Source organism: Catellatospora sp. NPDC049133, from assembly GCF_040648455.1.
In the GTDB taxonomy this organism is placed as follows: Bacteria; Actinomycetota; Actinomycetes; order Mycobacteriales; family Micromonosporaceae; genus Catellatospora; species Catellatospora aurea.
Map to the genome: position 1 here is coordinate 78,211 of NZ_JBEZDT010000012.1, position 21,771 is coordinate 99,981.

The 21,771-nt window shown below is 73.4% G+C and carries 14 protein-coding genes; 11 read left to right on the forward strand and 3 right to left on the reverse strand.

The genetic code is table 11. The features are described 5' to 3' along the window. Nucleotides 1–297 precede the first annotated feature (297 nt). The 10 genes from AB0B35_RS15960 to AB0B35_RS16005 all read left to right on the forward strand — a co-directional run bounded on the left by AB0B35_RS15960 (nucleotide 298) and on the right by AB0B35_RS16005 (nucleotide 13,084). The gene (locus tag AB0B35_RS15960) at nucleotides 298–723 is read left to right on the forward strand and encodes an SAV_6107 family HEPN domain-containing protein (RefSeq protein WP_361045640.1); all 426 of its coding nucleotides are present in this window, start codon (nucleotides 298–300) and stop codon (nucleotides 721–723) included. Nucleotides 724–885: 162 nt separating this feature from the next. Beyond that, on the forward strand, nucleotides 886–1,668 hold the full coding sequence (locus tag AB0B35_RS15965; RefSeq protein WP_361045643.1) for a hypothetical protein: 783 nt from the start codon (nucleotides 886–888) through the stop codon (nucleotides 1,666–1,668). 55 nt (nucleotides 1,669–1,723) lie between these two features. Beyond that, a complete protein-coding gene (locus tag AB0B35_RS15970; protein WP_361045645.1) occupies nucleotides 1,724–3,253 on the forward strand; it encodes a DNA polymerase Y family protein in 1,530 nt (509 codons plus the stop codon). Nucleotides 3,254–3,494: 241 nt separating this feature from the next. After that, the gene (locus AB0B35_RS15975; RefSeq protein WP_361045647.1) at nucleotides 3,495–6,845 is read left to right on the forward strand and encodes an error-prone DNA polymerase; all 3,351 of its coding nucleotides are present in this window, start codon (nucleotides 3,495–3,497) and stop codon (nucleotides 6,843–6,845) included. A 162-nt stretch (nucleotides 6,846–7,007) separates the two neighbouring features. Next, complete coding sequence (locus AB0B35_RS15980; protein ID WP_361045649.1) at nucleotides 7,008–8,258, forward strand: hypothetical protein; 1,251 nt, start codon at nucleotides 7,008–7,010, stop codon at nucleotides 8,256–8,258. Between the two features lie 33 nt (nucleotides 8,259–8,291). Further along, entirely contained in the window at nucleotides 8,292–9,029 is a 738-nt protein-coding gene (locus tag AB0B35_RS15985) for a PASTA domain-containing protein (protein ID WP_361045652.1), read from the forward strand. Between the two features lie 58 nt (nucleotides 9,030–9,087). After that, complete coding sequence (locus tag AB0B35_RS15990) at nucleotides 9,088–9,906, forward strand: methyltransferase domain-containing protein (protein WP_361045655.1); 819 nt, start codon at nucleotides 9,088–9,090, stop codon at nucleotides 9,904–9,906. Nucleotides 9,907–9,923: 17 nt separating this feature from the next. Then, nucleotides 9,924–11,069, forward strand: a complete 1,146-nt coding sequence (locus tag AB0B35_RS15995) for a nucleotide pyrophosphatase/phosphodiesterase family protein (protein WP_361045657.1) — start codon at nucleotides 9,924–9,926, stop codon at nucleotides 11,067–11,069. Between the two features lie 182 nt (nucleotides 11,070–11,251). After that, nucleotides 11,252–12,559, forward strand: a complete 1,308-nt coding sequence (locus AB0B35_RS16000; protein ID WP_361045659.1) for a DNA polymerase IV — start codon at nucleotides 11,252–11,254, stop codon at nucleotides 12,557–12,559. Nucleotides 12,560–12,685: 126 nt separating this feature from the next. Continuing rightward, entirely contained in the window at nucleotides 12,686–13,084 is a 399-nt protein-coding gene (locus AB0B35_RS16005) for a DUF3040 domain-containing protein (protein WP_361045661.1), read from the forward strand. Between the two features lie 227 nt (nucleotides 13,085–13,311). Here AB0B35_RS16005 and AB0B35_RS16010 read toward each other — a convergent pair whose 3' ends face one another. The 3 genes from AB0B35_RS16010 to AB0B35_RS16020 are packed head-to-tail and all read right to left on the reverse strand — an operon-like array spanning nucleotide 13,312 to nucleotide 18,083. Beyond that, complete coding sequence (locus AB0B35_RS16010) at nucleotides 13,312–15,771, reverse strand: DUF3488 and transglutaminase-like domain-containing protein (protein WP_361045663.1); 2,460 nt, start codon at nucleotides 15,769–15,771, stop codon at nucleotides 13,312–13,314. Next, nucleotides 15,768–17,069: a DUF58 domain-containing protein gene (locus tag AB0B35_RS16015; protein WP_361045665.1), complete on the reverse strand. Its 1,302-nt coding sequence runs from the start codon at nucleotides 17,067–17,069 to the stop codon at nucleotides 15,768–15,770. The genes AB0B35_RS16010 and AB0B35_RS16015 overlap by 4 nt, the downstream gene beginning before the upstream one ends. A 3-nt stretch (nucleotides 17,070–17,072) precedes the next feature. Further along, complete coding sequence (locus AB0B35_RS16020; RefSeq protein ID WP_360539830.1) at nucleotides 17,073–18,083, reverse strand: MoxR family ATPase; 1,011 nt, start codon at nucleotides 18,081–18,083, stop codon at nucleotides 17,073–17,075. A 564-nt stretch (nucleotides 18,084–18,647) separates the two neighbouring features. Here AB0B35_RS16020 and leuS point away from each other — a divergent pair. Next, on the forward strand, nucleotides 18,648–21,461 hold the full coding sequence (leuS, locus tag AB0B35_RS16025) for a leucine--tRNA ligase (protein WP_361045667.1): 2,814 nt from the start codon (nucleotides 18,648–18,650) through the stop codon (nucleotides 21,459–21,461). Nucleotides 21,462–21,771: the final 310 nt, after the last annotated feature.

The window sequence follows — 21,771 nt, forward strand, 5'->3', positions numbered from 1 at the left end:
ACCCCGGGCCGGTGTTCGCGGCACCGACCCAGGTCACCGGAGATTCGCGGCTCCGGCGGCCGACCAGGCGGGTGCCACCCGCTGCCCAACGACCCCCGGGCAGCGGGTGGCCGCCCGACCGGCGAGCCGGTCCGGGCGTGGCGTGGGGAAGCTCCACGCCCGGCCGGCAAGCGCTACACCACGTTCTTCCTCCGTGGCTCGGAAAGCGGGCGGTCGCCCGGCCCGGAACGACCCGGGTCCGAACGACAGCCCTGGGGCTCGGCCGGGTATAGGCCGACGATGGAGGGAGCCGCCGACATGAACGCCACGACGAAGGTGCCGGCCCATCTGCTGCCGCACCGCACTCCGATCGAGCTGATCGTCCTCGCCCGCCGCGGGCTCGCCGAGGCCCGGGAGACCGAGAGCCACGCACAGCGCTACGCCATCGCCCACCTGGCCGCCCTGCGCGCCGCGGCCGCCGTGATCGCCGCCCGCGCGCTGCCCGCGCCCGCCCGCCGCCGTCAGATCACCAGCGTATGGGTGCTGCTGGCCATGGTCGCCCCCGAGATGAGCGCCTGGTCGTCCCTGTTCTCGTCCGGCGCGGCCAAGAGGTCCGCCGCCGAGGCCGGCATCGCCCGGGTCACCGCCGAGGAGGCGGACACCCTGCTGCTGCAGGCCGTCCACTTCACCGACGAGGTGCAGGAAGCACTGGATCTCGCGATCCAGCCCGCCCTCGCACGGTGAGTTCCAGGGCCCGCGGGGGCGGGCCCTGAGTTCCCGGGCTCGCACGGGCCCACCGCGCCCGCCGGGCGCACCCGGACAGCCCGTTCCCGACGCCGCCCGCCCGCGGCCGCCGGGGACGGGCCACCGGGATCACGACGACGGATGACCACGTACGACGGGGGGATGACCGCCATGACGGGGCTGAGCATGGCCCGGTCAATGGAGTTGCGGCACGCTTCGGTGCGGCGAGCCAGCGACCTCACCGACGAGCAGGCCGGCCTGGGCACGGACCGTTTGCTGCCGGTGCTGCCCGAGCTGCGCGAGCTGCTGCCCGGCCGGGGGCTGCGCCGGGGCAGCACGATCGCGGTCGCCTCGGCCGACGCGCCAGGCTGCGGCGGCACGACCTCGCTGCTGCTGGCGCTGCTGTCCGCCGCGTCGTCCGCCGGTTCCTGGTGCGCCGTGGTCGGGCTGCCGACCCTGGGCATGGCCGCCGCCGCTGAGCTGGGCATCGCCCTGGACCGGCTCGCCCTCGTGCCACACCCCGGCCCGCAGTGGACGACCGTCGTCGGTGCGCTGCTCGACGGGTTCGACGTGGTGGTGGCCGCCCCGACCGGGCCGGTCGCCGCGTCCGTACGCCAGCAGCTCGCCGCCCGCGCCCGCCAGCGCGGCAGCGTGCTGGTGCCGTTCGGTGGCGGCTGGGAAGGCGCCGACGTGGTGCTCTCCCCGGTCCAGGGCATGTGGCTCGGGCTGGGCCGGGGGCACGGCCGGCTGCGCGCCCGCGAGCTGACCGTCTCGGCCCGCGGCCGAGGCGCCGCGGGCCGTCCGCGCCAGGTCACCATGTGGCTGCCCGCCCCGTCCGGCCCGGCGGTCCCCGCGGCTGAGCCCGTGATCGTGTCGCCGCCGCGCCCGCAGCCCCACACCGAGGAGCAGAGCCGGGCCTCCCACCTGCGGTTGGTCCACACATGACGGCGCTGCCGCACCGGGCGGGACTCGACCGGGCGCGGCCGCGGGTGGTGCGGTGATGGGCGAGGCCGCCCAGCGCACCATGCTCGTCTGGTGTCCGGACTGGCCGGTCATCGCCGCCGACCTGCTCGACGGCGTGCCCGCGCATCAGCCGGTCGCGGTGCTGCACGCCAACCGCGTCGTCGCCTCCTCGGCCGCCGCCCGCGCCGACGGGGTGCGCCGCGGGCTGCGCAAACGTGAGGCGCAGAGCCGGTGTCCGCAGGTGATCGTGATCGACTACGACCCGGTCCGCGACGTGCGGGCCTTCGAACCCGTGGTCGCGGCCGTCGAGGAGATCGCCGCCTCGGTGGCGGTGCTGCGTGCGGGCGTGTGTGCGTTCGCGGCCCGCGGCCCGGCCCGCTACTTCGGCGGCGAGGAGGCCGCCGCCGAGCGCATCGTCGAGCAGGTCGCCCAGCAGTGCGGGGTGGAGGCGCAGATCGGCGTCGCCGACGGGACGTTCGCCGCGCTGCTGGCGGCGCGGGCCGGGCGGATCATCGACCCCGGGCAGACCGCCGCCTTCCTGGCCGCGATGCCGGTCACCACCCTGGACCGGCCCGCGCTGACCAGCCTGCTGCGGCGGCTCGGGGTGCACACCCTCGGGGCCTTCGCCGACCTGCCGCCCAGTGACGTGCTGGCCCGGTTCGGGCTCGACGCCGCGCTCGCGCAGCGCCTGGCCGCGGGCCGCGACGACCGGCCGCTCGCGGTCCGCCAGGCCCCGCCCGAGCTCGAGGTCGAGGAGCGCTACGACGAACCGGTGGACCGCGTCGACAGCGCCGCGTTCGCCGCACGGGCGCTGGCCGAACGGCTGCACGAGCGGCTCGCCGGGTACGGCATGGCCGCCACCCGGCTGGCCATCAGCGCGGTCACCGCCGACGGCCGCGAACTGCACCGGGTATGGCGCCACGACGGCGTGCTCACCGCACAGGCCATCGCCGACCGCACCCGCTGGCAGCTGGAGGGGTGGATCACCCAGCGCCGGATGACCGCGGGGGTCATCGCGCTGCGGCTCATCCCCGACGGCCTCGTCCAGCAGGCCGGGCTGCAGGCCGGCCTGTGGGGCGACGTCGGCGAGGAACGCGACCGCGCCCACCGGGCGATGCACCGGGTGCAGGGCATCCTCGGCCCGGAGGCGGTGGTGACCGCGGTGCTCGGCGGCGGGCGCGACCCCGGCGCGCAGGCGACCCTGGTGCCCTGGGGCGACGAGCGGACGCCCGCGCGCCCGGCGGGTCCCTGGCCCGGCCGCCTGCCCCCGCCGTCACCGGCCGTGGTGCTGCCCGAACCGCTGCCGGTGCAACTGCTCGACGCCGCCGGCGAGGTGCTGCGGGTCAGCGCCCGGCTCGAACTCAGCGCCCAGCCCGCCCGCCTGGTCTGGGACGGCCGAAAGATCGAGGTCACCGGCTGGGCGGGCCCGTGGCCGGTCGAGGAGCAGTGGTGGGACGGCCGCCGCACCCACCGCTCCGCCCGCCTCCAGGTCCTCCTCTCCACCGGCCGAGCCCTCCTGCTCACCCTCAACGCCGGCCAATGGTCCATAACCCTCCACTTCGACTGACCCCGGCCCCCCGCCCCCACCCCACCCCCCCCCGGGTTGATCATGAACTTATGGGCAGGTTCGTCGGTGTGTCGTTGACACAACCTCATGATCGATCGGGACGGGACGGGACGGGGCACCCGTCACCCAGAGGTGATCATGAAATTGTGGCCGCGACACGCCGTCGAGCCGTGCCATAAGTTCATGATCAACGGGTGGCCCCGGCGGTGGGGGTGAGCTGGGGGTTAGTACAGTTGTTCGAGTGGGGTTCGACAGTCAGAACCAGTTGCCGTGGGGGGAGCTGGAGCGGCGGATGCGGGGCGGCCGGGTGGTCGATCCGCTGGTCGCCGATGGGGGGGATGGGCCGGGGTTCTCGCGGAAGAGGGAGCCCTACCGGGCCGAGCCGGTCGAGCGGCCGCAGGCGGCGGTGCCGTATGCGGAGCTGCACTGTCATACCAACTTCAGTTTTCTGGACGGGGCCAGTGATCCGGAGGAGCTGGTCGCCGAGGCGGTGCGGCTGGGGCTGGAGGCGCTGGCGATCACCGATCACGACGGGTTCTACGGGGTGGTGCGGTTCGCGGAGGCGGCGCGGGAGCACGGGCTGCCGACCGTGTTCGGGGCGGAGCTGAGCCTGGCCGGGCTGCCGCGCGGCGGGGGAGCGCCCGACCCGGCGGGCACGCACCTGCTGGCGCTGGCCCGGGGGCCGCAGGGGTACGCGAACCTGGCCCGCACCCTGTCCGAGGCGCATCTCGCGGGCGGCGAGAAGGGGCGGCCGAAGTACGACCTGGAGAAGATCGCCGAGACCCTGGCCGGGCAGGCGGTGATCCTGACCGGGTGCCGCAAGGGCGCGGTGCCGCACGCGCTGCTCACCGACGGGGTCGACGCGGCCGCGCGGGAGCTGGACCGGCTGACCGCCTTGTTCGGTGCGGAGAACGTGGTGGTGGAGCTGACCGATCACGCCGACCCGTCGGACGCCGACCGCAACGAGGTCCTGGCGTACCTGGCGCGGCGGGCGGGGCTGCCCGTGCTCGCCACGAACAACGTGCACTACCACGCCCCGGCGCGGCGGCGGCTGGCCACGGTGACCGCGGCGGTGCGCGCCCGCACCAGCCTGGACTCCCTGGACGGCTACCTGCCCGCGGCGGCGACCGCGCACCTGCGCTCGGGCGCGGAGATGGCGGCCCGGTTCGCGGCGATGCCATACCCGGGCGCGGACCGCGCGGTGGCGTACGCCGCGGAACTGGGCCGTGAGCTGGCGTTCGACCTGCGCCTGGTCGCGCCGAAGCTGCCGCCGTTCACCGACGAGCACGGCAACCGGGTGGACGAGGTGGCCTTCCTGCGCGAGCGCACCTATGAAGGCGCGGCGCAGCGGTACGGGCCGCCGCAGGCGTACCCGGAGGCGTACGAGCGCATCGAGCACGAGCTGAAGATGATCGAGCAGCTGGAGTTCCCCGGCTACTTCCTGGTGGTGTGGGACATCGTGCGGTTCTGCCGGGAGGAGAAGATCTACTGCCAGGGGCGGGGGTCGGCGGCGAACTCGGCGGTCTGCTACGCGCTGCGGATCACCAACGTGGACCCGGTCGGCGGGGAGGGCGGGCTGCTGTTCGAGCGCTTCCTGGCCCCGGAGCGCGACGGGCCGCCCGACATCGACGTCGACATCGAGTCCGACCGGCGCGAGGAGGTCATCCAGTACGTCTACCGGCGCTACGACCGGCAGCACACCGCGCAGGTGGCCAACGTGATCTCGTACCGGCCGCGCTCGGCGGTGCGCGACGTGGCCCGCGCGTTCGGCTTCTCCGCCGGGCAGCAGGACGCCTGGAGCAAGCAGATCGACCGCTGGCACGGGGTGTCGGCCAAGGACGTCGACGGCATCCCGGAGCACGTGCTGGAGTACGCCAACGAGCTGCTGCACGCCCCCCGCCACCTGGGCATCCACTCCGGTGGCATGGTCATCTGCGACCGCCCGGTGATCGAGGTGTGCCCGGTGGAGTGGGCACGTATGCCGGGCCGCACCGTGCTGCAGTGGGACAAGGACGACTGCGCGGCCGTGGACCTGGTCAAGTTCGACCTGCTCGGGCTGGGCATGCTGTCGGCGCTGCACTACGCGTTCGACTTCCTCGGTCAGGAGCTGGACCTCGGCGACCTGAAACCGGACGACCCCGACGTGTACGAGATGCTCTGCCGTGCCGACACCGTCGGGGTGTTCCAGGTGGAGAGCCGCGCGCAGATGTCGACGCTGCCCCGGCTGCGCCCGGAGCGCTTCTACGACCTGGTGGTGGAGGTGGCGCTGATCCGGCCCGGCCCGATCCAGGGCGGTTCGGTGCACCCGTTCATCCGGCGCAAGAACGGGCTGGAGCCGGTGGACATCCCGCACCCGCGCATGCACAACTCGCTGGCCCGGACCCTGGGCGTGCCGCTGTTCCAGGAGCAGATGATGCAGCTGGCCATCGACGTCGCCGACTTCACCCCGGTGGAGGCCGACCAGCTGCGCCGGGCGATGGGCTCCAAGCGGTCCATGGAGAAGATGGAGCGGCTGCGCGAGCGCCTGTACGAGGGCATGGCCCGCAACGGCATCGGCCCGGCGCTGGCCGACGACATCTTCGCCAAGCTCGCCGCGTTCGCCAACTACGGCTTCCCGGAGAGCCACGCGATCAGCTTCGCCTACCTGGTGTACGCCAGCGCCTGGCTGAAGCGCTACCACCCGGCGGCGTTCTGCGCGGCCCTGCTCGGGGCGCAGCCGATGGGCTTCTACTCGCCGCAGTCGCTGGTCGACGACGCCCGCCGGCACGGGGTGCAGGTGCGTCGCCCGGACGTCAACGCGAGCCTGGTCAAGGCGAATCTGGAGTGGGCGCCGGGGGACCGGTCGGGCAGCTTGCCGGGGGAGCAGCCGTCGCAGTGGGGGCTGGGCGGCCCGGCCGTCCGGCTGGGCCTGGACAGCGTGCGCACGCTGGGCGAGGACGTGGCGAAACGGATCGTCGAGGAGCGTGGGCGCGGTGGGGCGTACGCCGACATGACGGATCTGGCCCGGCGGGCCGGCCTGCCCGCGGCCCAGCTGGAGGCGCTGGCCACCGCGGACGCCTTCGCCTGTTTCGGCCTGGACCGGCGGGCGGCGCTGTGGGCGGCGGGCGCGGCCGCCACCGACACCCCCGACCGGCTGCCCGGCACCGTCGTCGGCGTGCACGCGCCGACCCTGCCCGGCATGGACGCGGTGGACAAGCTGGTGGCGGACGTGTGGGCGACCGGGCTGTCCCCGGACGACCACCCGATCCGGCTGGTGCGCGAGCGGCTGGCCGCGCAGGGGGCGCTGCCGATCGCCCGGCTCACCGGGGTCGAGCACGGGTCCCGGGTGCTGGTCGGCGGCCTGGTCACGCACCGGCAGCGGCCGGCGACCGCGGGCGGGGTGACCTTCCTCAACCTGGAGGACGAGACCGGGATGCTCAACGTGGTCTGCTCGCCCGGCCTGTGGCTGCGTTACCGCAAGGTGGCCCGGGGCAGCACCGCGCTGCTGGTCCGGGGCCGGCTGGAGTCCGCGTCGGGGGTGCGCAACCTGGTCGCGGACCAGCTGGCGGAGCTGACCGTGGCGACCCCGGCCGCCTCTCGGGACTTCCGTTAGTAGTGTGCTGACTACTACGGGTCTATAAAGGACGACCGTACGTCTTGTGTGGACAGGAATCTGTCGATACCGTTCGCACGACCCATCACCCCTGGGACGAACGGACAGCAGATGCGGAAATCGTCGTCGATCGTGGCGAGTTGCGGCCTTTTGCTGGCCACAGTGGTCGCCTCCCTGCCCGCTCAGGCGGCTCCGGTGCTCACCCCGGACTGCCAGGTGGCCGCCCCGGCCACCGGGCTCGGCGCGGGGCTGACCGCGGACCGGGCACCCGCCTACGGGCAGTGGCTCGACAGCGAATCGGGCCGCCGGGCCAACCAGGCCGTCCAGCAGGCCGCGCGGGCGGCCCTCGGCCTCGGCGACGGCAAGGAGCGCATCGCCGACCAGGTGCGGCGCGGCTACATCGGCACCGCGATCGACCACAACACGCGGACGGTGACCGTCGTGGTGACCCCGGAGCAGCGCACCCGGGCCGGCTCCCTCGGCAGCGGCCTCGCCGCGGCGTCCCTGGCCGCGGACGGCGCACCCGAGGTCAAGTCGGCCGTCAAGGTCGGCTGCTTCCCGGCCGAGCGCCTGGCCGCCGCCGACGAACTGCTCGCCGCCCGCGCCTGGCACCCCGACGCGGCCCACGCGACGTTCAGCTACCGGCTGCGTGCCGAGGACTCCCGCTACCAGGTCAGCTTCGACCCGCGCTTCCCCGCCGCCGCGCAGGCGCTGCGGGCCGCGCTGGGCGAGGTCGCCGAGGTCACCCTCGAATCCGCGACCCGCACCGGCCGACTCAACGACGGCGAGGCGCACTTCGGCGGCGCGGGCGTGCGGGTCAACTCCGGCCCGACGAACACCTGCACCACCGCGTTCGTCGCCAGGCGCAGGTCGGTCACCGGGGACACCGCGGTGTACACCGGCGGCATCAGCGCCGGGCACTGCTTCGCCAACGGCAACAAGATCTACTCATCGACCCAGTACTGGGGCACCGCCTCGCGGGAGAGCGACTACCCCACGTACGACATGATCTTCGTGGGATCGTCCGCCGAGACCTACGACAACGTCATCCACACCGACCCGTGCTGCCCGACCCAGCGCAACATCACCGCCAAGCGCGATCCGGTGATCGGTGACGTGGTCTGCCTCAGCGGCATGGCCACCAAGGCCACCTGCGGCATCACCGTGTTCAGCCTGACCACCTCCATCTGCGACGCCGAGGGCTGCACCTACGGCCTCATGGAGGGCGGTCGCGGCGGCGACGTCATCGTGCGCACCGGCGACTCCGGCGGCCCGGTCTACATCAGATCCGGCACCAGCAACGCCGTCGCCCTCGGAATGATCATCGGCTGCACCAGCCAGTGCCGGGGCGTCGTCGCGGAGCAGCTCACCAACATCGAGTCCCACCTCAACGCCACCATCCTCATCTCCTGAGGTCGGCCACCCGCCACCGATGAAAGGCTCAACATGAGCGGACAGCGCAGCCTGCCGGCGCGGATCGCCGCGCTCCTGCTCGCCGGTGCGGCCGCCGCCGCGGTCAGCGGGTGTGCCGCGCGCAACCTGCCGCCCGCGGACGTGCCGGAGCCCTCGGCCGACGCGGTCGTCGTCACGACCCGGGTGCCGCAGGTGATCGACAGTGCCATCGGGCGGCTCGACAAGGAGTTCGGCAAGGCGGGGCTGGTGCCACTGGTCACGTACGAGCCAGGGCTGCTGCTGGAACGGGGCGTCGTGGCGGTGACCGATCCGCCCGGCGGCAGCACCGTGCCCCGCGGCAGCGTGGTCCGGGTGGTGGTGGCCGGTGCGCCGGCGACCCTCGACGAGTACATCCGCGGGCACTGGGAGACGTTCGTCGGGGCCGGAGCCGATCCGAAGGGCACCGTCGTGCTCGGGGTGCACGAGGGCAACAAGCTGCCCGAGGTCGTCCAAGGCGTGGAGAAGTACCTGAAGGGCAAGCCATACCGGCTGGTGACCTGCCCGCACTCGCGGGTCGAGCTGGAGCAGGTGGTCGTCGAGCTGGGCGAGCGCAGGTTCCTGCCCACCGCGGCCACGCTGAAGTTCTCGCTGAGCATCGACGGGGGAGCGTGCGCGGTGCAGCTGCGCGCCGACCTCAACGATGAAGAGACCGCCCAGCTCATGGAGCGCTTCGGCGCGAAACTCGTGATCGAACGGGGCCCGCTCGGCGGCGGCTTGCGGGGAGACAGCTGACGCCCGCCGGGACGGCGTGCCCCGACGGCCGCCCACCGGCGGCCGCTAGGCTCGCGACGTGGAGCGAACTGTGACGACAGCCCGCATTGCCGGACCTCGTACCGCCGTGATCTGGTCGGTGCTGCGCGACGAGCTGGCCGGACACGACGGCCGCCCACTCAGCGTCGTGGACGTCGGCGGGGGCACCGGCGGCTTCGCCGTGCCGCTGGCCGAGTCCGGGCACACCGTGACCGTCGTCGACCCCAGCCCCGACGCGCTCGCGTCGCTGCTGCGCCGCGCCACCGACGCGGGCGTCGCCGATCGGGTACGCGCGCTGCAGGGTGACGCCGACTCGCTCGGCGACCTCGTCCCGCCCGCCGCCGCCGACCTGGTGCTGTGCCACGCCGTGTTCGAGTACGTCGACGACCCCGACGCGGTCGCGCAGGCGCTGCACGACGCCCTGCGGCCCGGCGGCGCGGCCAGCGTCCTGGTGGCCAACCGGGCCGCCGCCGTGCTGTCCCGCGCGATCGCCGGGCAGTGGCAGGCCGCTACTGCCCTGCTGGACGCTGGTGGGGAGTCCCCGGAGGCCGGCCGTCCAGGCGGGCCTTCGGGACGAGCCACCAGCGGAGACACGCAGGCCCGGGCCGCGGCGCGGGACACGGTGCGGCGGCGCTTCGACCTGCTCGGCGCGGAGGCGCTGCTGGCCGAGGCAGGACTGCACGTCGAGCAGGCGCACGGGGTGCGCGTGGTCGCCGACCTGGTGCCGGGCGTCGTCGCCGACGCCGACCCGGAGTCGCTGCTGGCGTTCGAGCTGGCCGCGTCCGCCGTGCCGCCGTACCGGGACGTGGCCACCCAGCTGCACCTGCTGGCCCGCCGCCGCGGCTCGTCCGACGACTGACCTGCCGGGAGGCTTCCGTGTTCGTGGCGCCGAGATACGACGAGGGCACGCTCGCCGACGTGCTGCCCGGGGCGCTGGCCGCGCTGGGGGTGCCCGGCGTCGCCGACCGGCTGGGCCTGGCCGCCCGGCTCGACGGGGTACGCCGCATCGCGGTGCTGCTCGTCGACGGCATGGGCCATCACCAGCTGCCCGCGATGGCCCCCGTCGCCCCGGTCATCGCCGCGACCCTGCGCGGCGAACTCGGCCTGGCGCTGTCGACCACCTGCGGCTTCCCGTCGACGACCCCGACCAGCCTGGTCGGCCTCGCCACCGGGGCGCTGCCCGGCGCGCACGGCGTGCTGGCGTTCAACACCATCGTGCCGGGCACCGACCGGGTGCTCAACCACACCGTCTGGTCCGACGATCCGCCGCCGCGGCAGTGGGTGCCGGTGCCGCCGCTGTACGCCGCCGCGGCCGCCGCCGGGATCGACACCACGGTGGTGAACCGCCCGGAGTTCGCGGCCAGCGGCCTGACCGCGGCCACCAGCGCGGGCGCGCGTTACGTGCCCGCGGTCGACGCCGACGAACTGGCCACCGGCATGCTCACGGCGCTCAAGGAGGCCCCGGCGCGCGCCCTGGTGTACGGCTACCACCCGCGCCTGGACAAGGCGGGCCACGAGCACGGCCTTACCTCGCCCGAGTGGGCCGCGGCCGCCGCCGAGGTGGACGCCCTGCTGGCCCGGCTGGTCGACGGCCTGCCCGAGGACGCCGCACTGCTGGTCACCGCCGACCACGGCCAGCTCGACGTGCCCGCGGACCGCCGCGTCGACGTGCACGCCGATCCGGCGCTGTCGGCCGGGGTGCGCGTGGTGACCGGCGAGCCGCGCGTGCGCTACCTGCACACCGCGCCCGGCGCGACCGCGGACGTGCTCGCCGCCTGGCGGGAGCGGGCCGGGCACGTCGCCTGGCTCGGCACCCGCGACGAGGCGATCGCCACCGGCTGGTACGGCCCGATGGCGCAGCGCCACGCGGCCCGCCTCGGCGACGTGGTCGCGGTCTGCCGCGACGACTGGGCGATCCTGGCCACCGCCACCGACCCGCCCTCGGTCGCCCGCCTGGTGGCCATGCACGGCTCCCTCACCGAACCCGAAATGCGCATCCCCCTGCTCGTCCACCGCCCCTGACCCATCCCCCCGGGCCCCGCCCCAGCCGCCGTTGCCGGCGGTCGGCCCGCAGTTTCCGGGAAAGTGCACGAATCGGCGGCGGGTTTCGCGCAGTTTCCCCGAGACTGCAGGCACCCCGCCAGCCGGGCCACCCGGCCGGGGCTGGGCGGCGATGTCTCACCCGGGCGGTAGCGTCAACGATTGTGGGACGTGCTTCCGGGGGTGGGGCGCCGAAGGGGTTCGGGCCTGACGGCGACGATTCGGGCTGCCCGTTCCTGCACATCGACATGGACGCCTTCTTCGCGGCCGTCGAGGTGCGCCGCCGTCCCGAGCTGCGCGGGCTGCCGGTGGTGGTCGGCGGCACCGGCGGGCGCGGGGTGGTCTCCTCGGCCAGCTACGAGGCACGGGCCTATGGCGTACGCAGCGCGATGCCCACCGCGATGGCCCGCAGCCGCTGCCCGCAGGCGATCTTCATCCCGCCCGACATGACCGCCTACGCCGAGGCCTCGCGGGCGGTGATGGCGCTGTTCCGCGACATCACGCCGCTGGTCGAACAGCTGTCGGTGGACGAGGCGTTCCTCGACGTGTCCGGCAGCCGCCGCCTGTTCGGGCCGCCTGCCGAGATCGCCCGGCTGATCCGCCGCCGGGTGGCCGAGGAACAGCGGCTCACCTGCTCGATCGGGGTCGCCCCGAACAAGTTCCTGGCCAAGCTCGGCTCCACCCGGGCCAAGCCGGACGGGATGCTCGTCATCCCCGCCGACAAGACGCTGAAGTTCCTGCGGCCGCTGCCGGTGTCGGTGCTGTGGGGCGTCGGCGAGCGCACCGAGGAGGCTCTGCACCGGCTCGGCCTGCGCACCGTCGCCGACGTCGCCGACGCCACGCCGAGCCTGCTGCGTGCCGCGGTGGGGCAGTCGCTGGCCGCGCACCTGCACGAGCTGGCCTGGGGCCGGGACCCGCGCCAGGTGAACACCGAGCACCAGGAGAAGTCGATCGGCGCCGAGGTGACCTTCGACACCGACCTGGGCGAGCCGGAGGCGCTGCGCAAGGCGCTGCTGGCGCTGGCGCAGAAGGTGGCCGGCCGGGCCCGTGCCGCCGGGCAGGCCGGGCGCACCGTGTCGATCAAGGTGCGGTTCGCCGATTTCCGGACCATCTCCCGGTCCCGCACGCTGCCCGGCCCGACCGACGTGGCGCACGACATCCTCGCCACCGCCTGGGAGCTGTTCGAGGCGGTGCGTGCCCAGCAGCGCATCCGGCTGGTGGGCGTGCGCCTGGAGGGGCTGCTGGCAGCCGAGGGCGCGGTGCGGCAGCTGGCACTCGGTGAGGAGGAGGACGGCTGGCGGGAGGCCGAGGTGGCCAGTGATGCCGTCATCGCCCGGTTCGGTCGCGGGGCCGTCCGTCCGGCCAGTCTTCTCGGTACGACCCGGCGTTCTGCGGGTGCGGCGGCCCCGCGGCCGCAAAATCCCGCTCCGGGCATGGTCGTCCCGCTTTCCGACCCGCCACCGCCCTCGTAGACTGACGGGTAGCAGTCGTCCGGCTGCAACACGTATTCACGGTTTGGCGATCTTCATCTGGGGAATCGGCGCTCTGTCGCACCCTGGAGAGGGGAACGCCGACCTGGCGGACCGGGGAGGAGAGCCGTGCCGCTATCCGAGCACGAGCAGAGGCTGTTCGAGCAGATCGAACGGTCGCTGTCCGAAGACCCGAAGTTCGCTTCGGCAGTCCGCCACAGCGACCCCAAGTTCCACGCCCGCCGGCGGATCATCATCTCCGCCGTGCTCATCCTCGCCGGACTGGGCCTGGTGGTCTACGGCGTCGCCGACAGCGAGAAGCTGTGGCTGGGCGTCGTCGGTTTCGTGCTGATGCTGGGCGCGGCGGCGTTCTGGATGCTGGCGCACAAGCGCAGCCAGACCGCTGAGCTGCGCTCCGTCGGTGGCACCGCGACCCGCCGCACCCGCGGCGGCGGACGGGGCGGCCGCGGCGGCATCATCGACCGCCTGGAGAACCGCTGGCGCGAGCGCGGGGACTTCGACCGCTGACCCCTGCACCGGCGAGGCCGCGCCGGTGCCCATGACGACGACGAGCGCCGCCCCTGGACGGGGGCGGCGCTCGTCACCTCTGCGCGTTCCGGGACGCTTGCTGCCGCGGGAATGATCGCCGTTTCCGGTCGGATACTGCGGCCGCACCGCAGATCTCGACCAGCAACGGCGATCATCAGGCTGGTCCGGCGCAGCGGCCCGAGGGCCGTGCCGACCGTCGGCCTCGGTCAGCGCAGTAGCCGCCGGGGCCGGAGTGGGCGCAGCACGCGCATCAGGACCTCGCTCAGCCGTGCCGTCCGCGCCGACAGCGCGGTGAACCCGGTGTAGGTCGCGTTGCGCCAGCGCAGCAGCACCGACGGCGGCATCAGCAGCGCCGTCAGGCGCACACCCCGGTCGGCCTCGTCGGCGATGGCCCGGCGCACCTCGCGGACGGCCGGGGCGAGGCGCTCGGCCGACAGCGGCACCGGCGCGTACCGGGCCCGCTCCTCGGCCAGCCCGAGCAGGCGCGCCTGCTCCACCGCCGGCGACGCGGGCAGCGCGGTGCTGATCAGCCGTTCGACGGTGGCCCGGGGGGTCTCCGCCGGGTCGACCACGAGCCGGTGGTCGATCATCGTGTCGATGAGCTCGTCCCAGGCCGCGTGGGCCTGCCGCCGGGCGGCGTCGGTGTCGCCGACCACGGTCATGGTCAGGTCCGCCGGGGAGACACCGACCGTGGCGAACCCGTCGCCGGTGGCCGTCGCCGCGGCCCGCACGCTGCGCCGCCGCCGCAGCGTCAGCCGCCGCAGCGCCGGGGTGACCAGCAGCACCAGCAGTACGAGGACGCCGCCGCTCGCCACCCAGACCCAGGTGGGCAGCTCGGTCTCGAGGTTGATCGGCCCGGCGAACCCGCCGTCGGGGTCGATCGGGTCGCGGGTCGGCCCGCCCGGTCCCGCCGAGCCGTCGGTCGCGCCGGGGCTGAGCGAGGGCCGCGGCTGGCCGGGGGTCTCCTCCGGCGCGTCCACGTCCGGCGCCCATGCGGTGGGAGCCGAGCCGACCACGTACGTCGACGGGGTCGCGTCGAACGGCACCCAGCCGAAGCCGGAGAAGTACACCTCGGTCCACGCGTGCAGGTTGCGGTTGGTGAGCGTACGCACCCCGTTGTCCGCCGAGCCGCCCAGCGTGAAGCCGAACGCCACCCGGGCCGGGATGTCCGCGGTGCGCACCATCCACGCCAGCGCCGCCGCGTACTGCTCGCAGAAGCCGCGCTTGTTGTTCAGGAAGTCGACGATGGCCGCGCCGGAGGTGCCCGCCGGGGCCGCCACGTCGTACTTGAAGTCGTTCTTGGCGGAGAAGTAGTCGTAGAGGGCCCGGACCCGGTCGTAGTTGTTCGCCTTGCCCGCGACCAGCTTGTTCACCAGGGTGCGGACCTCGGGCACCTCCGGCACCCGGCTGTAGTCGCGCTGGTTGGCGTCGGACGCGGCCATCGTCGGCGCGGTGCGCAGCTGGTCGGGGGTGAACTCGGCCCGCACGTAGTCGAACTCGTACGACAGCTCGGCGGAGTTCGACCGCTGCGAGTAGACGATCTGCAGCGACGGGTCGTACGACCACGCGGCGTCGAGTCCGCGGACCGACGTCGGGGCCGAGTAGACCGGCAGCAGCGGCATGGCGAAGTTCTCGGTGATCTCGACGCGGGCCGTGGCGGCCTGCGTGCGCACCGCGCTGAGGTCGAGTCCGGCCGGGTCGGGCAGGTTGTCGCTGACCGGCTGGCCGGTGGGCTGGTGGCTGGCGAAGCCGCCGCCGCTGATCTGGTCGGCGACGCCGAAGCGCATGTAGAACGGGTTCGGGTCGTTGGTGGTGACCTTCACCATGTCCTGCACGCCGGCCTGCTTGAGTCGCCCGCTCAGCTCGGCGAACAGGTCCACCCGGCCGCTGCCGCGCGGGCCCTTGCCGGCCTGGCCGAGGCCGTCGCCGCTGCCGAACTCGCCGAGCCAGCCCGCGCTCATCGCGGGCACGGCCAGCGGCAGGGCGACCGCCACCAGCACGCCGACCACGGCCAGCCGCCGTCCGGCCGAGGCCAGCGGCGACGGCTCCCAGACGTCGACGCCGCGTCCCTCGCCGGTGAACCGGCGGCCGAACCGGCGCACCCGGTCGACGTTGTCGCTGACCAGTAGCCACAGGAAGCCGATCGCGGCGATGATGAACGGGATCGGCGTCACCGAGTCCACGTAGACCGCGACCGGCACCGAGTAGATGGCCAGCATCGGCAGCCCGGCCAGCGCCGGGCGGCGCAGCCCCACCGCGCACAGGTCGACGATGATCGCCACCGCGCCCATGCCGAGCGCGCTGACGAACAGCAGGCCGTCCAGGTCGGGCACCGGCACGTAGCTCTTCTGGACCTCCTCGCCGGCCAGCGCGAACAGCGAGCCGAACTGCGCGAAGGTGTCGGGCGTCGGGATCAGGCCGAGAATCGCGGTGTCCCCGCCGAACAGCCAGGTCAGGCCGATCAGCAGCGCGGCCAGCATGGCCAGCAGCTGGGCCCAGAGCCGCCCGCGCAGTGAGCGCGCGCCCAGCGCGGCCCCGGTCACCATCGCGACCATGAGCCCGCCCTCGAACAGCCAGCTCCAGCCCGCGAAGATCTGCGAGATCGGGGCCGAGGCGAGGATCGTCGCCCCACCCGCGACCAGGCCCAGATGACGTCGTGAGTTCATCGGCCGCCTCCCATGGTGACCGTCTCGGCCATCGCCGCGCGCACCGCGAAGCCCTGCTGGCCCCGGGCGGCCTGCGGCCACAGCGTGGGCAACTGGTCGCCGTGCTTGACCCGGACGACCCGCCAGCCGCTCTGCATCAGCGACAGCGCCGCCGCCGCGTGCTCGTGTTCGGCGGCCTCGCGGGCCTGGGCGGGCAGGTTGAGCCAGGTGCTGGCGTCCAGGAAGAACGCCACGCAGGTGGTGCCGCTGGTGCGCAGGGCCGACAGCAGGCGCGCCTCCTCGGCGCTGAGCAGGCCCAGCACCGCGATGATCAGGCCGCCGTCGGCGCGCCGCCGGGTGTGCTCGACCAGGCTGCTGACGTCGCCGCGCGGCGAGGACTTCACCTCGGCCAGGTGGTCGAGCAGCATGCCGTCGCCGACGCCCTCGGTGGCGTCGATGTCGGCGCCGGTGTCGGTGACCAGGCGGAGCCGGTATCCGGCCTGGCGCAGGTGCACGGCGATGCTGGCCGAGGCCGACACCGCCCACTCGAAGCTGGCCGTGGGGCCCTCGCCCCGGTGCGCGCCGAGCCGCGTGTCGAGCAGGACGGTGGCCCGGCTCTCCCACGGCTGCTCCTCGCGGCGCACCATCAGCTCGCCGACCCGGGCGGTGGAGCGCCAGTGCACCCGGCGCAGGTCGTCGCCGCGGCGGTACTCGCGCGTGGCGGCGTCGTCCTCGCCGTGCACCGCGACCGAGCGGGCCCGGCTGTCGCCGGTGCCGGAGTACTCCCCGGCCAGGCGTACCAGCTGCAGGGCCGACACGTTCGGGATGACGGTGAGTCTGTCCGCGCTGGGGAACGAGCGGGTCAGCTCGCACAGCCCGAACGGGTCGGTCATGCGCAGCGTCAGCGGGCCGACCTCGTAGCGCCCGCGCAGTTCGGCGCGGACCGTGTACGCCACGGAGCTGGCCTGCTGCGCGCCGAGGCGCTCCAGCACCAGCCGGGGCCGGCTGCCCAGCGCGTAGGGCAGCCGGTCCTCCAGCAGCAGCGTGCCCGTGGGCAGCCGGGACATGTTCTGCAGCCGCAGCAGCACCCGCGCGCTGCCGCCGGCCTGCACCCGGTACGGGTCGAGGCTGCGCGTGCAGGCGAGCTTGTAGCGCGCCCGGCCCACGTACATCGCCGCCATCAGCGGCAGCGCCACGAGCAGCACCGCCACCCGCATCAGGTCCTTCTCGCCGAGGGCGAGCGCGCACAGCAGCGCGGCCGCCCCCGCGGCGAGGAACGAGCGTCCGCGGGTGGTGAGCCCGCGCAGCGCCTCACGCATGGGTCAGCCCCGCCGGTCGTAGAAGGAGTTGGGCGGCGTCGCCGGGCGGGTGTCGTAGGGGGAGCGCCCGCGGTCGTGCGGCACCGGCAGGCGGTGCACCAGCTCGGACAGGATCGCGTCGGTGGTGCGCCGGGCCAGCTGGGCGTCGGCGGTGGGGATGACGCGGTGGGCGAGCACCGGCACGGCCAGGGTCTGCAGGTCGTCGGGCACGACGTAGTCGCGGCCGTCGAGGGCGGCGACGGCCTTGGCCGTGCGCAGCAGCTGCAGCGTGGACCGCGGCGACGCGCCCAGGCGCAGCTCGGGGGCCTCGCGGGTGGCGGTGACCAGCTCGACGGCGTAGCGCTTGACCGCCTCGGCGACGTGCACGCTGCGCACCGTGGCGATGAGCCGGCGCACGGTGCCGCCGTCGACGACCGCGGTCAGGTCCTCCAGCGGGTCGTGCGAGTGGTAGCCGTCGAGCATGGCGTATTCGGCGGCGGCGTCCGGGTAGCCCATGGCGATGCGGGCGGTGAACCGGTCGCGCTGGGCCTCGGGCAGCGGGTACGTGCCCTCCATCTCGATCGGGTTCTGCGTCGCGACCACCATGAACGGGATCTCCATGGTGTACGTCACGCCGTCCACGGTGACCTGGTGCTCCTCCATGCACTCGAGCAGCGCCGACTGGGTCTTCGGCGAGGCCCGGTTGATCTCGTCGCCGACCACCAGGTTGGCGAAGACCGCGCCGGGCTTGAACTCGAAGTCGCGGGTCTCCTGGTTGTAGACGCTGACGCCGGTGACGTCGCTGGGCAGCAGGTCGGGGGTGAACTGGATGCGGCGCACGGAGCAGTCGATGGACCGCGCGAGGGCCTTGGCCAGCTTCGTCTTGCCCACGCCGGGGACGTCCTCGATGAGCAGGTGGCCCTCGGCCAGCAGCACCGCCAGGGCCAGCCGCACGGTGGCGGTCTTGCCCTCGATGACCTGCTCGATGTTGGCCACGATGGCGTTGGTCGTGGCACGGAACTCGTCGACCGTCATGGGGTCGGTGAGTTCGCCCCCACTGCGTTGCGTGGTCACATGTCCTCCTGTAGTTCGCAACTGCGGGGCACGGCCCCCGTGGGACGGGCGCTTCCTGCGCTCACCCTGGCCTCCCACCATTCTGATCACCTGCGCCCCGACAGGACGCCGACCTCCGTCGGGGAGGTTGCTTCGCCGAGCAACCACCTGGCCGGACGGCAGGCGCGGCGTGTCGGGCGGCTCGCAGCGGAGTGCGAGCCTTGTCCGCAGTGTTCCGTAGGTGCGGCGCTTGCGGCAATGGCGGGATCCGCTCGCGGTGCGACGCGCCGGGATCAGCCGGTGTGCGTGGCATGCGAGATGCAGCGATTACGTGCTCGGGGGTATCATGCGGGCATGGCTTGGGCCCTGGCGCTCCTTAGAGAGCCGTGCTGACGCGACAGAGCGCGCGTGAGCACGGCGACCCCTCCTGCGTGAGGGGCTTTTTTGTGCCCGTTCGCGGGCACGGGAGCCGATACACCGCGACGCGCTGAGGCGTCCGTACCGCCCGATGACTTTGATCTTGATCTGACTCGTGAGGACCTGGACATGAGCGAGCACGCCGAGACCCCGGCCGACATCCCCCCGTACCGCTACACCGCCGCGTCCGCGAACGCCATCGAGGCGCACTGGCAGGACTACTGGCAGGAGCACGGCACCTTCCACGCGCCCAACCCGGCCGGCCCGCTGGCCGACCCGTCCCACCCGCGCTCGGGCGCGCCCAAGCAGTTCGTGCTGGACATGTTCCCGTACCCGTCCGGCGCGGGCCTGCACGTGGGCCACCCGCTGGGCTTCATCGGCACCGACGTGTTCGCCCGCTTCCAGCGCATGGCGGGCTTCAACGTGCTGCACACGATGGGCTTCGACTCGTTCGGCCTGCCCGCCGAGCAGTACGCGGTGCAGACCGGCACCCACCCGCGCATCACCACCGAGCGCAACGTCGAGCGCTACCGCGCCCAGCTGCGCATGCTGGGCCTGGGCCACGACGACCGGCGCTCGGTGGCCACCACCGACGTCGAGTTCTACCGCTGGACCCAGTGGATCTTCCTGCAGGTCTTCAACTCCTGGTACGACGCCGAGCGGGGTGTCGCCCGGCCGATCGGCGAGCTGATCGAGAAGTTCGCCGCCGAGGACCCGACCTGGGCGTCGAAGTCCGCAACGGAGCGCCGCGCGATCATCAACGAGCACCGCCTGGCCTACGTCTCCGAGGCCCCGGTGAACTGGTGCCCCGGCCTGGGCACGGTGCTGGCCAACGAGGAGGTCACCTCCGACGGGCGCAGCGAGCGCGGCAACTTCCCGGTCTTCAAGCGCAACCTGAAGCAGTGGATGATGCGCATCACCGCGTACGGCGACCGCCTGATCGACGACCTGGACACCCTGGACTGGCCCGAGCCGATCAAGGCGATGCAGCGGAACTGGATCGGCCGCTCCACCGGCGCGCACATCGCGTTCGCCGTCGAGGGCAGCGCCGAGGTTGTCCGCGTGTTCACCACTCGCCCGGACACCGTCTACGGCGCGACCTACATGGTCGTCGCGCCCGAGCACGAGCTGGTCGACGGCATCGTGCCCGCGGCCTGGCCCGAGGGCACCCACGAGGTCTGGACCGGCGGGCACGACACCCCGGCCGCGGCGGTCGCCGCCTACCGCGCCCAGGCCGCGGCGAAGACCGACGTCGAGCGTCAGGCCGACGCCAAGGTCAAGACCGGCGTCTTCACCGGGGCGTACGCGATCAACCCCGTCAACGGCGCGCGCGTGCCGGTGTTCATCGCCGACTACGTGCTGGCCGGCTACGGCACCGGCGCGATCATGGCGGTGCCCGGCCAGGACGAGCGCGACTGGGACTTCGCCGAGGTCTTCGAGCTGCCCATCATCCGCACCGTGCAGCCGACCGAGGGCTTCGACGGCAAGGCGTTCACCGGCGAGGGCCCGGCGATCAACTCCGGCATGCTGGACGGCCTGGGCATCGCCGAGGCCAAGGAGAAGATCATCGCCTGGCTGGAGGCCGAGGGTCACGGCCAGGGCGCGACCACCTACCGGCTGCGCGACTGGCTGTTCAGCCGCCAGCGCTACTGGGGCGAGCCGTTCCCCATCGTGTACGGCACCGACGGCCAGGCCATCGCGCTGCCCGAGTCGATGCTGCCGCTGGAGCTGCCCGAGGTAGCCGACTTCTCGCCGAAGACCTTCGAGCCCGACGACGCGACCTCCTCGCCGGAGACGCCGCTGTCGCGCAACAAGGAGTGGGTCGAGGTCGAGCTGGACCTGGGCGACGGCCCCAAGACCTACATCCGCGAGACCAACACCATGCCCCAGTGGGCCGGCTCCTGCTGGTACCAGCTGCGCTACCTGGACCCGACCAACTCCTCGACCTTCGTCGACCCGGCCAACGAGGCCTACTGGGTCGGCCCGCAGTCGGCCGGCGACTCCGGCGGCGTCGACCTGTACGTCGGCGGCGTCGAGCACGCCGTGCTGCACCTGCTGTACGCCCGGTTCTGGCACAAGGTGCTGTTCGACCTGGGCCACGTGTCCAGCTTCGAGCCGTACCACCGCCTGTTCAACCAGGGCTACATCCAGGCGTACGCCTACAAGGACGACCGGGGCGCGTACGTCCCGGCCGAGGAGGTCGCCGAGGAGCAGCCGACCGTCTTCACCTGGAACGGCGAGAAGGTCGACCGCGAGTACGGCAAGATGGGCAAGTCGCTGAAGAACGTCGTCACGCCCGACGAGATGGTCGAGCGGTACGGCGCCGACACCTTCCGCGTCTACGAGATGTCCATGGGCCCGCTGGAGGTGTCCCGGCCCTGGGACACCCGCGCGGTCGTCGGGTCGTACCGCTTCCTGCAGCGGGTCTGGCGCACCGTGATCGACGAGACGACCGGCGCGGTCACCGTCGTCGACACCCCGGCCTCGGACGACCTGCGCCGGCTGCTGCACCGCACCATCGCCGGAGTCCGCGAGGACATGGCCGCGCTGCGCTTCAACACCGCGATCGCGAAGCTGATCGAGCTGACCAACGCGGTGACCAAGGCCGGCGCGACGCCGCGTGAGATCGCCGAGCCGCTGGTGCTGATGCTGGCCCCGGTCGCCCCGCACATCGCCGAGGAGCTGTGGTCGAAGCTGGGCCACGGCGGTTCGCTGACGTTCGCCGACTTCCCGGTCGCCGACCCGGCGCTGCTGACCGCCGACCTGGTCACGTACCCGGTCCAGGTCAACGGCAAGGTGCGGGGACGGGTCGAGGTGGCCGCGGACGCGGCCGAGGACGAGGTCCGCGCCGCCGCCCTGGCCGCGGTCACCGACTCGCTGGCCGGCAAGGACCCGAAGAAGGTCATCGTCATCCCGGGCCGCCTGGTCAGCATCGTCGCCTGACGGTTTTGTCCGAAAGAAGGGCACCTTCTTAACGCTCCGCGTTATAGAAGGTGCCCTTCTTAACGTGCTAGCGCGGCTGACCTGTGGCTGCGGTTCTCCTCTGCGTCAGTCGCGCGACCGGCCGTCGGGCACCGAGCCGGACGACGGCCGCTGCCGCAAGCCCCTGCTCCGCGTGGCCGGTGGCGCGCGACCACCTGCCGTCTGTTATGCCTGACATGTTCTGTAGGCCCCTGGCGGTCGAGGCGCATGATCTGTTTTTGTGGACGCTGGGTGCCCCTCCAGGGGCCATCAGCGTCCACAAAAACAGATC